Here is a 16,140-nt window from a genome sequence, read left to right on the forward strand (position 1 = left end):
GGAATTAGGCTTTACATGTTATACTTCTTCAATAATTTCAACACTCTCAATATTTCACCGACGTTGGCGGCATAGCTGATGGCTCCACGACCGGCGAAGGGCGGGTTGCCGTCGAACAGCTCGGAGATGGACCCGATACAGGTTTGCGACATCTCGTCTTCAAACCCGATGAGCATCCGCTCCAGGAACGAGACACCACTGATGCCGAACACCTTCAGATAGGCCTCGGCATAGGCGCCCATCAGCCACGGACGTGCGGGCCCCTGGTGATAGGCATACTCCCGCTCGGTCTGCGAACCTACATAGGTGGGGTTATAGCCGTAGCTCTTGGGGCTGAGCGTGCGGATACCCTTGGGGGTAAGCAACTCGCGCGTAACCACCTCGAGAGCCCGCTTGCGCTGACGCTTGTCGAGCGGCGAGTAGTCGAGCCCCAATGCTATGAGCATGTTGGGCCGTACACTCCAGTCTGACATCGAGCCGTCGACATAGTCGATCAGGTAACCATAATCGTTCAGGAAGGTAGCTACAAACGTCTCGCCCGCCTTATCGGCAATGGCATTCCACTGTTCTACCCTCGAAGCCAATTCCATATCTTCGGCAAAAAGGGCGGCGGCAAACTTCAAAGCATTGTACCACAACGCATTGAACTCTACCAAATAACCGCTACGCGGGTTCACGGGGCGACCGTCGACCACGGCATTCATCCACGAGATCACCCGGTCTTTGCCATTGGAGTAGAGCAGCCCGTTGTCGTGCAGGAAAAGGTTGGGATGCTTGCCTTTGACAATGTAGTCGAGAATATCGCACAGGAAACGGCCATACTTCTCGCGACAAGTCTCCATACCCTTCTCCTTGGCATACTGATAGATAGTCCAGGTAGCCCACAGCGGAATATCGGGCAGGTCGAGTTCGCCGATGTTTTCGTCGAGTTCGCCGGTAGTCATAAAGTGGCGCAGGGCCTTCTCGGCCGAAGCCATCACGTCTTCAAACGTCTGGTCGTCGCCAATGGCCAGCGTACACCCCGGCAGGGCAATAAACTGGTCGCGGGCCCGTACCCTGAACCAGGGATAACCGGCCAACAGATAGTGCCCCTTCTTCTGCTTGAAGTAGAACTGCTGAGCCGAGTTTTTCAGGCAGTTGTAGAAACTCGAGCGGCACATGTGGCGATTGGCCAACTCTACTTCGTAAGTGTGAGCCAACGAGCGGGGTTTGGCCTCGACGGTTCCCGCCGAGAAGATGATGCTTTCGCCCTTCTTGATAGGTATCTCGAAGTAGCCCGGCACATAGAGGTCCTCCTGATAGGGATAGCCTCGCTCCTGGTCTTTGATATACTCGATGCCCTTGTACCAATGGGGGTCAAATACAAACTTGGGGGCCTTGTTGAACTGCATGTACAACCGGGGATAGCCCTGGTACAGACAGCAGCTTATGCCGTTGGCCGCCTCTTCGTAACGCTGGTCGAGCGCATAGTTTTCCACACACAGATCGTTGGCATTGCGGAAGGCAAGAAACGGACGGAATTGCAGAATCGTCGGGGAGTGAGCATCGACGAGCGTATACTTGATAAGGATACGGTTCTCGTGCGAGATAAACACTTTTTCTTTCGTCAGAATCACACCGCCCACCCGATACATCGTCTGGGGCACCGACTCGCAATTAAACTCTCGAATGTACTTGTGTCCGTTCGGGCTGAAACAGTCGCCCTTGTACTTGTGCAAACCCAAGTTAAACGCAGCGCCGTGCTGAATCACTGTCTCGTCCAGCGACGACAACATCACGTGATTGTCCTTATCCAGCTCGGGGATAGGAATTACCAACAACCCGTGTTGCTTGCGGGTGTTGCAATCGACGATAGTCGTACAATGATACGCGCCCGACTTGTTGGTACGCAGCATCTCCTTGGGCAGCGACCACTCGAGGTTTATCATCAGGTTCTTGTCAAATTTCAGATAACTCATATCTCAATTAATTTCTCTTACTTGTGTCTTTTTCATAATTTTTTCAGACTCTTCGGTCTATTGCAAATCATCCGATCCCTTGCCCTATTCCAAAGATTCCGAAATGCGCCATTCATATTTGTTTCGAATTTAACATAAACCGAAATAAAATGCAAACATTTTATCGGCGAAAAAGGCATGTTCTTCAACATACCTCCACAAACAACAATATATCAACGCATTAGAACGATTATAAAATCAAAAAGGTTCCGGCCGAAACCGGAACCTTTTCTGATTTATCGCTTGATGATTCGTTCTACCCGATCGCCACAGCGCACCAGGTAGAGCCCCTGAGTCAACTGCGACATCTCTACGACGGTCAATCCTTCGGCAGGCTCGACAATCGAGACCGTGTGGCCCGACAAATCGTAGAGATAGATTGTCTGCTCGGCCCCGCTCACATAGAGCTGATGGTCTACTACCGTAGGATAGATGCGTACCTGGGCCGACATCGTCGACTCGATTGCCGAATAGCCGGGGTCCTCCTCGGTCAGCACGGGATAGCCCTCGTTTTGTGCGGCATCGACCATCCAGTAGAAGGCCTTATGCTCTGGATCGGCCGCGTTATATGTGCGGGTCCAGTTGTTCAAGCCGGCGGCAAACGTGCGGGTCTTCATTTCGTCGGAACCCAATGTACTGCCCAGATAATCGCCGGCAACCACGCAACCCGACTCATAGTAACTATTCTCTACATTGGTACCCTGTGGAGCAATCGGGGCAACGATTCCACCCGTCGTCGACACAGCACCCACATTGTAACAGTTGGCTACCCGAACCGCTATAATCCAGTGACCCGATATACCACCCACGTACGCCAACTCATCAGCAGATATTCGCCCGGTATTGTAACAGTTTACTACACTCGATTCTTGACTGGAATAACCCAGAATACCTCCGGCTGAAGAGTAGTCGTGCGTTGAACCCTCGACTGTTACATCAGCGCTATTGGCACAATTCAGAATCGTCGAACTGTCCAAATATCCTCCTATACCCCCCGTGTAGGCTATATAGACCGAGTAATTGCCCGTTATCTGTACCTGGCCTGCTACCGGGCCCCTGTTTTCACACTGGTCAACGACCGAACCAGTCGCATAACCCACAATGCCACCCACATAGCCATAGGGAGCCTCGAGTTCGACCGAAGCCCGGTTGATGCACGAGACAATCGTCGAGTTGTAGGCATACGCGGCAATACCACCGCCATAGGTCGAACTCTTTACGGTACAGTCGTCGGCCAGCACCACGTGGGAGATGTGAGCTTGCGCAATCTGCCCGAAGAGTCCCGCAACGGCGGTATAGGCCGAAATTACCTCGCTGTGCAGATTGTGAATCTCGTAACCGCCACCGTCAAAGGTACCACTAAAGGCATCGGTTACCGAACCTATCGGTTCCCACTTGAGACCGTCCAAATCGATATTGCCGGCCAGTGTCACCGTCTTCCCTTCGAAGGTAGTACCTGTCTTGACCAGGTAGGACAAACCGGCCAACTGGGCCGGGGTCGAGAGGGTGAACTCGGCTTGCGACTCGTCGTACCACGAAGCATCGTAGTTACCTTCCGAGGTCCACCAGCCACCTACCTCGATATTCCCACCCAATACGGGATAGCCGTTATTCTCACCGGCCTGGATTCTCCAGGCGGAAAGAGTGGGCGAATAGGGATCGCTATCCATAATGGCCGTAGCATTGGCGGTAAGCAATTCGGCAAATTCGGCACGCTTCATTTCGTCGGGTTGCATGGCCACACCTTTGATATTCAAGCCGGTCGTATCGGCCATGCACGTCACATCGTAGTACCCGTTTTCCAAAGCGAACTCTGTCGGGTTACCCAGAGGCGAAATCTCTACGGTGGCCGGATTGCCATCCACCTCTACACCCGTGGCCGATAATTTGCCTGCATGATATACATTCGTCTGATTGGAATAGGAAGCACAAATTCCACCCACATGCACATCGGGTCCGGTTCCCGATATGTCGCCTACATGGAAACAATTTATGATACGGGCATTTACACCTGCCAAACCAGATACCCAGATAGTTGCATGATCAGACACGGCAACGATACGGCCACTGCTCGACGAGTTGTAGATGGGGTTGTAGGATATGTCGAATCCCACCAGTCCTCCTACGAACGACTCGGTATAACCCACATGGTTTACCTCTATCGAGGCCTGGCTGTGACAGTTATTCATACTTACTCCGTCAAATACACCGGAGACCGCACTTACCATTCCCTGCAACGCAGCGACTATCTTCACGCGCACCGAGCAGTCATCGGCCAAGGTAATATTCCTGACTTCGCCAAAAGTATACCCTATAAATCCAACCAGTACCGCACTTCCTACTCGACCGCTGGAATAAGACTCTACATCCACATCCATGTGATGAATCGCATGGCCATTGCCATCGATGTTACCCCGGAAGATTCGGTAATTGCAACCGATAGGCACCCAACGGTGGCCGCTCAGGTCTATATCGTTGGCCAGCTTCACCGTTTTACCCGTGAAATCATAAGAGTGATAGGCCAGATAAGAGAGGCCGGCCAACTGTGCCGGGGTCGAGAGGGTAAACTCGGTTTGCGACTCGTCGTACCACGAGATGTCGTAGTTCCCTTCCGAGATCCACCAGCCGGTAGCCTTCTGTTGCTCGGTACTCAACTCGGGGCCATTTGCACCCTGGCGCCACTGCGACAACGATTCGACCCACGGGTCTTTCTCCAAAATGGTCATGGCAGCCTCGTTCATCGTGGCCACCTGAGCCTGGGAGAGCAACTCCCCTTGCGAGAGGGCATACTCGTTATCGCTCACTCCCTCGGGCAAGCAACCGGCCCGGTAGTAGCCATGTTCTACAAATTCGTTTTCAAAAGTACCGGCTAAACCGCCAAACCGGGGAGCCTCAGCCACTCTGTCGGCAGTAATCGGCAATCGCCACCCATCCAGATACCCCACAGATTCTCCATTTTCATAAGCAGAGATGAGTATCACTAAATTTTCGTCCGTGAAAGTAATTGCATTCCCATCCGTCGAAAGCGTTACCACAAATTCACCACTTGCACCCGTCTCATTTTCCAAGGTCAACGAATAGCGGTTGGAATACATTCCTACCATCTGTCCCAGGGGAATATGCAGCTTTCCATCACTTTCCAGACTTCCGGTCATCGAATAGCTCATCTCGGCACGAGTAGAATATAACGACAAAATATATTCATCGGCCGAATCAATCGAAGGCGAAATCGTCACGTCTAACGGAATTTCAAGATCCTCTTCTCCCTGGAAAGGCGACAAAGCCGAGGCGTGATACGTGCCCACCCATTCACTGTCGGCACCTTGTGCGGCTACCCGGCCATTAAATATCGACGACAACAGCATGGCATTCATGCAGTTGCCTGCCAAACCGCCGGCCGTATTGCCATATACCGTAGCATCGGAGCGACAATTCGTAATCGAACCTGTGCTTATCAAGCCCGCTATCGAACCGGCCGTCAAGCCCGATACCATACACGTAGAGGAGAGCATAAGGTTACAGATATCGGCACCCTCAGCATATCCAAACAACCCGGCATAAGCAGCGCCGTCGACCCGCATTCCCGAGATGGTATGGCCACAGCCGTCGAACAGTCCCACGAAAGAGCGAGCCCCATCCTGGGTTTTATTGCCAATCGGTATCCACCGATAGGCCGACAAGTCTATATCGGCTCCCAAACGAACCGTTACACCATTCGCAAGGCCTATGTGATAGACCAAATAGGACAAGCCCGCCAACTGTGCCGGAGTCGAGAGGGTAAACTCGGTTTTCGTATTGTCGTACCACGAGGTATCGTAATTACCCTCGTCCCACCACGAGGAGGTGGGGCACACCTCGGTACTCAAGGCAGGGCCTGAAGCCCCCGATGTCCACATGTTCATACTCTTCTCGGCTTGTGTCGGAGCCACCTCACGCACATACTCATTCAGGTCGTCGACCAACTGCGACGATTGCATCTCCTCATCGGTAAGTGCCGTACCCACTACCTGATTGGCATTGGTTACACTGTTTTCGGAGTAGTAGCAATACGCCCAGTCATATCCGCCGCTACCGACAAGCGCTCCACTCACGTCATCGCTCAGTAACCGGGCCGAAAGGGGCATCAACAAACTTTCACAAAGATATAAAGACTCTCCGTCTTCGGTCATCAAAACAGCAAACGTATTACCCTGCGATGTGGTCAAGGTCACCGTCCTTCTATCGTCGGAGAGCGTTCCCAAAAATTCACCCTCGACAAAGGCCGTATTTCCATCCAAAGCACACAAATAGAGCTGCCAGGTATCGCTCGAGCCTACATATTGGCCCAATGGAATGTGCAGCAGGCCATCGCTCCCGACCTTTCCACCAAACTGATACGACAAAGCTTGTACCCCGGCAAACGAAATATCCAGGCTGTCGGGATAATCGGTACGCGGTACAAATCCTATCTGAAAGCCTTGCGAAACCGAGCTGTCGGATCCACTGGGTGCATATCCAAGATAATTACCCGACCATTTCTCGGGGAGGAACTTCGAAACCCGGCCATTGAATACACACAGGCGAACCCGCGTACCATTGCAGGCCCCGACCAGTCCGCCTACCGTATGGCCCGAAACAGTAGCTTCGGAGTAGCAATTCTCTATCACTCCCTCGTCGTCTATCGAACCAATTATGGAACCGGCGGTATTGCCACTTATCTGACAATCGGAGGCCAACATCACATTGCGTATCTCGCCCCCTCGCACATACCCGAAGAGTCCGGCATACTCCTGACCGGTCACATGCAGGCCCGAAATCGTATGCCCGCCACCGTCGAATGTACCTCTAAACGAGATTTGAGAGGTGCCAATCGGTATCCACTCGTGGGCCGACATATCCAAATCGGCCTCCAATCGTATGGTTACATTCCCAAAAGAATAACCCGAAGAGAGCCTATAGGCCAAACCGGCCAACTGCTCGGGAGTGGTCAGCCGATACAGTCTGACCGAACCATCGAACCACGATATATCGTAGTTTCCCTCATCGATCCAGGTCGTAGTCTGGGCCTGTTGCCGCCGGGCCATAACCTGCTCCCGACTGGACTGCAGCCGAGACCAGTCGCGCCCTGTAACCTGAACGGGAACCGACCACGACGGAATCGTCACCTTCGAGAGTCGCTTGCCGGAGAGCGACATAACCGACTCTCCCTTCGACAACTTTGCCTGTACAGACTTCTGTCCGGGGAGGGCCTGCGAACGGTTCGGAGCAGAAGCCTCGTTCAAACCCTTCAGCCGCATCTGAGCCAGCTGTACGGGCGAGAGCCGCTTCAACGGCTGTTCGGTAGCCCCTACGATTCCCACAGCCAAGCAACTCAATACCAATAATGTAAGAATTCTTTTCATATATATTTCGATTAAAGTTTGTCCCTGTCTCCAAAATATAGCGAAGTAAATAAGCAGTCCCAGAGTCCTCCTTTTGATTTCAGCCCATCGTTTATAAATGCAAAGAAAATAAAAAATATAATACTCGAGCTGTTTTTCCTTTCTTTTTTTTACATACCGACCCACAGAGTCAACAATTTATATAACAGCAGCGAGGCGGAGCACCCCAATCGGGTACTCCGCCTCGACGATATATCGCTATAAAAAAGTTACTACTACGAGAACGACTCGAGCGCTACGGCCAGATTCTGCAAGAACATGCGCACCGAGAGGGCCAGCAGAATGATACCGAAGAACTTGCGCAGCACATATACACCGGTCTTGCCCAGCACTCGTTCCAAGATGTGCACGTTGCGTATCACGATGTAGATGACAATGATGTTGAGCACCAAAGCCGCCAATATACTGCCCAGGCCATAGAGTGCCCGCAGCGAGAGCAGCGTGGTGAACGAACCGGCTCCGGCAATGAGCGGGAATACGATGGGTACAATCGAGGCGGCACCCTCGGGCCCGTCGTTTCTGAAAATTTCAATACCCAACAGCATCTCGATAGCCATCACGAAAATGACCAGAGCTCCGGCGATGGCAAACGACGAGATGTCGACCTGGAACAACTCGAGAATCATGTTTCCCATGAAGAGGAAGGCCAGGAAGGTAATGAGCGAATAGACGGCAGCCTTCCACGCCACAATGTTATGACCCTTTTGCTTCATGTCGATAATAATCGGGGTAAGACCCGTAATATCGATTACCGCAAACAAAATAATAAAAGCACTCAGGAAATCCTGAAATTTAAACGACAGTATATCCATATTCCATATAGTTTAGGCGTGTGTGACAACAATTCAAAACCGGCTGTGCAAAGGGCTATACACCCGTCGGTATCACTCCGAACAGACCTTCGTGGCCGCCGCAAAGTTAATGAAAAAAAAAGAAATCAATACTTTCTAAACAAAGAAGATGTTTTAGCATTTCAAACGAAACATAGTGAAAAAAATTTGTTAGTTTTGAGAATCCTAATTGAGACACTATATGGACAGCATGTATGATGTTTTATTACAACTCCCTATTTTCCAAGGAGTAAGCCGGAATAAAATATCGGAGTTGATCGAGAAAATGAAATTCCATTTCCTCAAATATCCCAATGGCGAGAAAATCGTCACAAGTGGTGAAGAATGTAATCATCTGAAATTTCTCATTTCGGGCGAAATCAGGTCGGAACTGATTACGCAAAACGAGAAGATGAAAATTACCGAAAAAATACAGGCGCCTAATGTCATAGCTCCCGAACATCTGTTCGGCCGCGATACCTATTTCCCGGCCAACCTGTATGCCGAAGGCACCGTAGGAATCATGCAAATCGAGAAGAGTTCGGTCGTACAAATGTTGCAAGAAGAACCTATATTCCTCATCAACCTGCTCAACATTCTGTCGCGACGCTCGCAAAAGGCTCTCGAAAGCTTCACCGCCCTCTCGTCGAACGACTTGAAAGAACGGTTGGCATTCTGGGTGCTGAGCCTTACGCAACAAAAATCGAGCGACATCCACATCATCTGCAAGCAAAAAGACCTCTATGCCTTCTTCGGGGTACAGCGGTCGGTATTCCTTTCGACACTCGACAGTCTGAAAGAGAGCGGCATCATCGACTACACGGCCAAAGAGATTGTCATCCTCGACCGCTCCCGATTGAAAGACCTGTTGCTCGACTCGACCGATAAAGAGGACTTCTAACCCAAACATTCCACCTCATCGAACGAGGTACCCAAATGGTCACCTCGCACCATGAGTGTCCGTATAAAATCATAAGAGAGAGAACCGCGCTCAGCCACCACGACACGGTTCTCTCTCTTTTTTCTACCCTCTTCCACACAAAAACGAGAGGTCTGCCGAATCCGGCAAACCTCCCGTTTTATCTCCGCTTCCCGTCAAACGGGAAACAGCAGCACATCACTTCTTCTTACTTTTTCACTACACGGAAGCTCTTCGAACCCTCGTCGGTAGTCACAACCAGAATCATGCTACCGGCAGGAAGCGTATTGGCTTCTATTCTGTTTTCACCTTCGCTCACGGCTACACGTTTCAGCAAACGACCGGCCAAATCGTATACACAGGCTTCGCCGGCGGCTGTCGAGTTGAGGTTGATCTCACTCGTAAACATCGTGGGATAAACCGTCATTTGGGCAGCCCGATTGCCATCGATTGCCGAAGGAATATCTTCGAACTCAGCTTCAATATCGAGGCTTTCGGCCGGTACATCAACGGTGAGTTTGTTGTCCACCACGTCGGCCGTTCTATCGACCGAGTTTACCATGAGGCTGGCTACCTGGTAATTCTCGTCGGGAATCAAGGTAATCTCTACTTGTTCACCCACGATTATCTCGTCGTTGTTGTTGAGCAAAGCATCTTCACCGGCATAGCGAACCTCGATGGTACCGTTGGCGGGCGAGTTGAGAGTCAACACGGCCAAGTCTACGGGAGCAGGCTCCACGATATTCATCACGAAGTCGTAGCAACCACCCTTGTCGATAGCATCCATAGCCGTGTGGGTATGGCCTTGGTCATCTTTCTTATGCCATGCATCCGTAAACTGAATTCTCAAACGAGTCTCGGCAATCTTGGCATCGGCAGGAACGGTGATATCGACCGAGAAATCTTTCATCATGGTATTACCATTGGAGGACAGATTGCTGTCTTCAAACGGCTCTTTACCTACTCGCTCGATCATCTCGCCCTCGTCGTTGAAGTCGTAGTCGCGGTTCCAGTCGGCAAAGAGAACGGCATGACACCAGATCATCTGAGCCGTACATTGTACACGCAGAGTAAAGGTCTGACCGGCCTCTACCGTAAAGGGAGCCTGCGTATCGATAAACACGGTCGAAGGTTTGCTCGACTGGGTGTAATCGAGATTTTCAACGGCATCGGTCGTAGTGGCCGAAGTTACATAACGATTCTCGGTCGCATGAATCGTACCGGTAGGTTGTTCCCATCCGGTCAGGAAAGTATAGGTAGCCGAGGCCATCACACTGTTCGACATGCCCTCTTTCACGGCAATGGCTTTGACGGTAACCGTCTCGTTCAACGTAATCGGGCCTTCATAGAGGGTCGATTCGGTAGTCGGAGTCGTATCGTCGAGCGTATAGTAGATTTGAGCATCTTCGGTCTCGGTCGTAATCGTGAGGGTTTGTTCCTCGGTATAGTATCCACTCTCCAGCGAGAATACGGGAGTAGCGACAGCTTCCATACCCGAAGGTTCGGTATAGGTATCGGCGTTGTCGGTGAGCCAGTCGAGCGAAACATTCAGGAAATAGGTGCTGTAATCTGTCGTGTTGTAGTTCTCTTCGACATATACACCTATCGTACCATCCTCGAGAATAGCGATTGACGAGTAGGCCGAACCGGTAGCGCAAAGCGTCTTCTTCACGGGCCAGGTTTCACCTTCGTCGTAGCTGAGGAAGAGCGATACGTTTTGTCTTTCGGTAGCGTGGTTGGGAACCGTGTGCAGAATGCGGTCCTTGTCATAGCCGTCGAGTGTAGAGGTATATCTGACGATGTCGCCGTTGCAGTTACAACATATTCATGAAATGTATTGCATCTCCCCGTACCTCAGTCCTCAGACATAACACTATTCATACATAAAGCCTCTAAACACCCTATCGATACAATGCCCCTGCCTCATCACATATCGCCCCGTTACAGATACACGACCAGGATAAAGAGCCCCGATAAATAAATATCTTTATTTTATAGACCGGAATTTTCGAGACGACACCCATTAGGCATCTACCCGCATGCGCCTCGATTTATAAACGAAAAAGTCTTAAAAAAAGAGGTCCGAGACCTTTACAGGCCCCGGACCTCCCGGTTTTTATGGTGCGACTAAACGCGTCTTGTGTTTTTAGTCTTCCTGTTCAACACCCCATTGCTGTTTGGCCAGACGACGGTAGTTGTTGTAACGCCATCTTGCATTGTCTTCGGCAGCCTTGAACAGTTCGGCAGCCTCGTTGGGATATTGTTTCATCACCGAAGCGAAACGAACCTCGCCTTTGAGGAAGTCTTGGAACTTCGACCAGTCGGGCTCTTTGCTGTCGAGCGTGAAGGGGTTCTTGCCCTCGGCTTCCAACTCGGGGTTGTAACGCCACAGGTGCCAGTAACCGCAAGCTACGGCAGCAGCCTCTTCGGCCTGCGATTTACCCATACCGGCCTTCAGACCGTGGTTGATACAGGGAGCGTAAGCGATGATAATCGAAGGACCGTTGTAAGCCTCGGCTTCGCGGATAGCCTTCAAGGTTTGAGCCTGGTCGGCCCCCATGGCTACCTGAGCACAGTATACATAGCCGTAGGTCGAGGCGATAAGGCCGAGGTCTTTCTTACGTACGCGTTTGCCGGCTGCGGCAAATTTGGCGATGGCGCCGACAGGGGTAGCTTTCGAAGCCTGACCGCCGGTGTTGGAGTAAACCTCGGTATCGAGTACCAGCACGTTGACATTCTTGCCCGAAGCCAATACGTGGTCGAGACCACCGAAACCGATGTCGTACGAAGCACCGTCGCCACCGATAATCCATTGCGATTTCTTGATGAGGTACTGGCTGAGCGATGCAATCTCCTTGCAGATTTCGCACTTGTCGGCGTTAGCCTTCACGATGGGCGTGATTTTGGCCTCGAGCTCGACGGTGCGGTCGGTATCCTCACGGTTGGCAATCCAGTCGGCAAAGAGCTCTTTGGTCTCGGCCGGACAGCTGTCGCTTTCGATAGCCTGGTTCATGAGTTTGGCCAGACGGTCGCGCATCTTCTCTACGGCGAGCGTCATACCCAGACCGAACTCGCAGAAGTCTTCGAACAACGAGTTGGCCCAAGCCACACCTTTACCTTTTTCGTTGGTGGTATAGGGAGTCGAAGGAATCGAACCCGAATAGATCGACGAGCAACCCGTGGCGTTGGATACCATCTCACGGTCGCCGAAGAGTTGCGAAATGAGTTTCACATACGGAGTCTCGCCGCAACCCGAGCAAGCGCCCGAGAATTCGAACAACGGCGTAGCGAACTGCGAGTTCTTCACATTCGACTTGATGTCTACCAGGTGTTGTTTGCTCTTCACGTGGTCGGCACAATATTCCCAGCGGGGAGCTTCGCTCAACTGGCTTTCCAGATCGGCCATCGAGAGAGCCTTGCCGTTCTTGTTGCCCGGACATACATCGACACAGTTGCCGCAACCCAGACAGTCGAGCACATCGACCTGCATGCGGAAGTGCATGCCCTTCATCGTGGCAGGTACCTTCATCTCGAGCGTCTCACCCTCTTTGAAAGGCGAAGCGGCGAGCTCGTCTGCATCGAGAACGAACGGACGAATCGAAGCGTGAGGACAAACGTAGGCACACTTGTTACATTGGATACAGTTGGCGTTGTTCCATACGGGAACGAAAGTAGATACACCGCGTTTTTCGTATTTGGCGGTGCCGGCAGGCCAAGTACCGTCCTCGATACCCGAGAAGGCCGAAACGGGCAGGTCGTCACCGGCTTGTGCGTTGATGACTTTCACCACCTTCTCTACAAATTCGGGAGCCTTGCTTTCAACGGCCTCGTCGTCGGGAAGGTTGGCCCATGCGGGATCAACGGTAACTTTTTCGTATTCACCACCACGGTCTACGGCAGCGTAGTTCTTGTTGACTACATCTTCACCCTTCTTGCCATACGACTTCACGATGAATTTCTTCATCTGCTCGATAGCCAGGTCGACCGGGATAACCTCGGTGATACGGAAGAAGGCCGATTGCAGGATGGTGTTGGTGCGGTTGCCCAAACCGATTTCCTGAGCAATCTTCGTAGCGTTGATGGTATAGAACGAGATGTTCTTCTGAGCCAACGTACGTTTTACGTTGTTGGGCAGGTGTTTTACCAGTTCGTCGGCCGTCCAGATGGTATTGAGCAGGAAGGTACCGTTGGGACGGATACCGCGCAATACATCGTACATGTGCAGGTAGGCCTGAACGTGGCAAGCCACGAAGTTAGGCGTATTTACCAGGTAGGTCGAGCGGATGGGGGTATCGCCGAAACGCAGGTGCGAGCAGGTGAAACCACCCGACTTCTTCGAGTCGTAGGAGAAGTAAGCCTGGCAATATTTGTCGGTGTTGTCGCCGATGATTTTTACCGAGTTCTTGTTGGCACCTACCGTACCGTCGGCACCCAAACCGTAGAACTTGGCCTCGAACATGCCTTCGCCACCGAGAGCCAGCTCCTCTTTCGGGGGCAGCGAGGTAAAGGTAACGTCGTCGACGATACCGATGGTGAAGTGATCTTTAGGCTCGGGCAATGCGAGGTTTTCGTAAACCGACAGGATTTGAGTCGGGGTAGTATCTTTCGAAGCCAAACCGTAGCGGCCGCCTACGATCAGCGGGGCATCGGCCTTGCCGTAGAATACGTCTCTTACATCGAGGTAGAGGGGCTCACCGTTCGAACCGGGCTCTTTGGTACGGTCGAGTACGGCAATGCGTTTTGCCGTCTTGGGCACAGCAGCCAGGAAGTGCTCGGCCGAGAAGGGACGATACAGGTGAACGGCTACCAAACCTACCTTCTCGCCCTTGACCATGAGGTAGTCGATAGCTTCGCGGGCAGCCTCGGTTACCGAACCCATGGCGATGATTACGCGGTCGGCATCCTCGGCACCGTAGTAGTTGAACAGGTGGTAGTCACGGCCCGTGATTTCGTTGATTTTCTGCATGTAGTCCTCTACGATAGCCGGTACAGCCTCGTAATATTTGTTGGAAGCCTCACGATGCTGGAAGAAGGTATCGGGGTTCTCGGCCATACCGCGCATAACCGGTTTCTCGGGGTTCAAAGCGCGGGCGCGGAACTCGGCCAAAGCCTCTTGGTCGATGAGCGGAGCCAGGTCTTCGTTGTCGAGAGCTTCGATTTTCTGAATCTCGTGCGAAGTACGGAAACCGTCGAAGAAGTTGATAAACGGTACACGCGAACGAATCGTAGACAAGTGAGCGACACCGGCCAGGTCCATCACCTCTTGAACCGAACCTTCGCACAACATGGCGAAACCGGTCTGACGAGTCGACATCACATCCTGGTGGTCACCGAAAATAGAGAGTGAGTGAGAGGCCAATGTACGAGCCGATACATGGAACACGCAGGGGAGCAACTCACCGGCAATCTTGTACATGTTGGGGATCATCAGCAAAAGACCTTGCGATGCCGTGTAGGTAGTCGTCAAGGCACCGGCCTGCAACGAACCGTGAACGGCTCCGGCAGCACCGCCCTCCGACTGCATCTCTTGTACGAGAACCGTCTCGCCGAAGATGTTTTTACGACCGGCAGCAGCCCATTCGTCTACATACTCGGCCATCGTCGAAGAGGGAGTGATAGGATAGATGGCAGCCACCTCGGAAAACATATACGAGATATGTGCAGCGGCTTGGTTACCATCACAAGTTAAGAATTTTTTCTGTTTACTCATCTTTACTGTTATTAAGTAATTAGTATTGTTTTTTCATCTCTATATCAATATACAAACCCAAACAGCCACAAAGGTATCAAGTTTTCGCTTCCAATCTTCATATTGTCTATGGCATAATAGAAATTGGGATTGATGCGGCTGCGGGGCACATTGCCCTGAACACGGAACAACTGCTCGCGATTGACCAGGAACTGAGCGTTCTTGCTGCCCATGTTCAACCGGTGATCCTTGTGCAACGTATTGTAGAAAAAGGTCTCGCGCACAGCCTGATCGTCGGCCTCGACCGAGCGGTTGGAGTATATGATGTTGGTATTGTGCATATAGACCATGGCCGGCTTCTTGGGAAACTCTTCGCCATCGCGATAGAGCATGTTGATGAGCCGGGCATCCTTCAGGCTCTTGATGTAGTTCATCACCGTGGCCCGCGAAATCTGTATGTCCTTGCTCAACTGACTCACATTGGTGGGCGCCGGCGACTGCACCGAGAGCAGGTACATGAGCCGCCGCACCTTGGGCAGATACGACAACTCTATCTGCTTGATCAGGAGTATATCGACCTCCATAATCATGTTGATGTTCTTCACCAGATTTTCCGAGAAGTTGGTCTTATCGAGGAAGAACGGATAGTAACCGTGGTGCAGATAGCCGGGGAAGTAATCGAGCGGATTGACCTGACTGCAAATCTCTTGAGCTATCGTCTTGTGATGGGCCATGATGTCGTCGAGCGTGTAGGCGGGGAACCGGGTCGAAGCCATCAGATTCAGATACTCTCTGAACGAGAAGCCCCGCAGGTTGTACGAGTCGACCAGGCCGGCCAGCACGGGATTCTCCTCTTTCAACCGCATCACCGACGAACCGGAGAAGATAATCTTCAACTCGGGGAAAGTATCGTAGCAGTATTTCAGCTCTTCGGACCATCCGGGATACTTGAACACCTGGTCGATGAGCAGCACCCGGCCGCCCTGACTGTAAAAGCGCTCGGCAAACTCCCTCAACGTATGCTCCGTAAAGTATAGGTTATTGAGATTGATATACAGGCACGACCGGTCCAAGCCGTAATTTTCCTTGGCATACTGCAACAGAAAGGTGGTCTTGCCCACTCCCCGACTGCCCTTGATGCCTACCAGACGGCTGTTTTTGTTGATTTGATACATCAAGTCGCGTTTGACCGGCGACTCGACATGCTCAACGAGATACTTGTGTGTTCTATAAAACGATTCCACGGCTTCTCTCTTAAACAGGGGGCAAAGATAATAAAACCCGA

At 51.8% G+C, this 16,140-nt stretch carries 7 protein-coding genes; 1 reads left to right on the forward strand and 6 read right to left on the reverse strand.

Annotated features, from left to right (window positions below; all coding sequences use genetic code 11):
* Positions 1 to 11: 11 nt before the first annotated feature.
* From NW211_RS01175 to NW211_RS01185, 3 genes are all read right to left on the reverse strand, one after another.
* Positions 12 to 1,958: a glycogen debranching enzyme N-terminal domain-containing protein gene (locus tag NW211_RS01175; RefSeq protein ID WP_087408264.1), complete on the reverse strand. Its 1,947-nt coding sequence runs from the start codon at positions 1,956 to 1,958 to the stop codon at positions 12 to 14.
* A 275-nt stretch (positions 1,959 to 2,233) separates the two neighbouring features.
* Positions 2,234 to 7,378, reverse strand: coding sequence for a hypothetical protein (locus NW211_RS01180; RefSeq protein ID WP_258326639.1), 5,145 nt, complete (start codon positions 7,376 to 7,378; stop codon positions 2,234 to 2,236).
* A gap of 254 nt (positions 7,379 to 7,632) precedes the next feature.
* Positions 7,633 to 8,229, reverse strand: a complete 597-nt coding sequence (locus NW211_RS01185; protein WP_258326640.1) for a MarC family protein — start codon at positions 8,227 to 8,229, stop codon at positions 7,633 to 7,635.
* A 304-nt stretch (positions 8,230 to 8,533) separates the two neighbouring features.
* Between NW211_RS01185 and NW211_RS01190 the strand changes: the two genes are divergently transcribed.
* Complete coding sequence (locus tag NW211_RS01190) at positions 8,534 to 9,148, forward strand: Crp/Fnr family transcriptional regulator (RefSeq protein ID WP_258326641.1); 615 nt, start codon at positions 8,534 to 8,536, stop codon at positions 9,146 to 9,148.
* 226 nt (positions 9,149 to 9,374) lie between these two features.
* Here the strand turns inward: NW211_RS01190 and NW211_RS01195 are convergent, their stop codons facing one another.
* The 3 genes from NW211_RS01195 to NW211_RS01205 form a co-directional block, all read right to left on the reverse strand.
* Positions 9,375 to 10,838, reverse strand: coding sequence for a chitobiase/beta-hexosaminidase C-terminal domain-containing protein (locus NW211_RS01195; protein ID WP_258326642.1), 1,464 nt, complete (start codon positions 10,836 to 10,838; stop codon positions 9,375 to 9,377).
* 474 nt (positions 10,839 to 11,312) lie between these two features.
* On the reverse strand, positions 11,313 to 14,876 hold the full coding sequence (nifJ, locus tag NW211_RS01200) for a pyruvate:ferredoxin (flavodoxin) oxidoreductase (protein ID WP_258326643.1): 3,564 nt from the start codon (positions 14,874 to 14,876) through the stop codon (positions 11,313 to 11,315).
* Between the two features lie 44 nt (positions 14,877 to 14,920).
* Positions 14,921 to 16,099, reverse strand: coding sequence for an ATP-binding protein (locus tag NW211_RS01205; protein WP_162611671.1), 1,179 nt, complete (start codon positions 16,097 to 16,099; stop codon positions 14,921 to 14,923).
* Between the last annotated feature and the right edge of the window lie 41 nt (positions 16,100 to 16,140).

Origin of the sequence: Barnesiella sp. ET7 (genome assembly GCF_024733785.1) — a bacterium.
Classification (GTDB): Bacteria; Bacteroidota; Bacteroidia; order Bacteroidales; family Barnesiellaceae; genus Barnesiella; species Barnesiella merdigallinarum.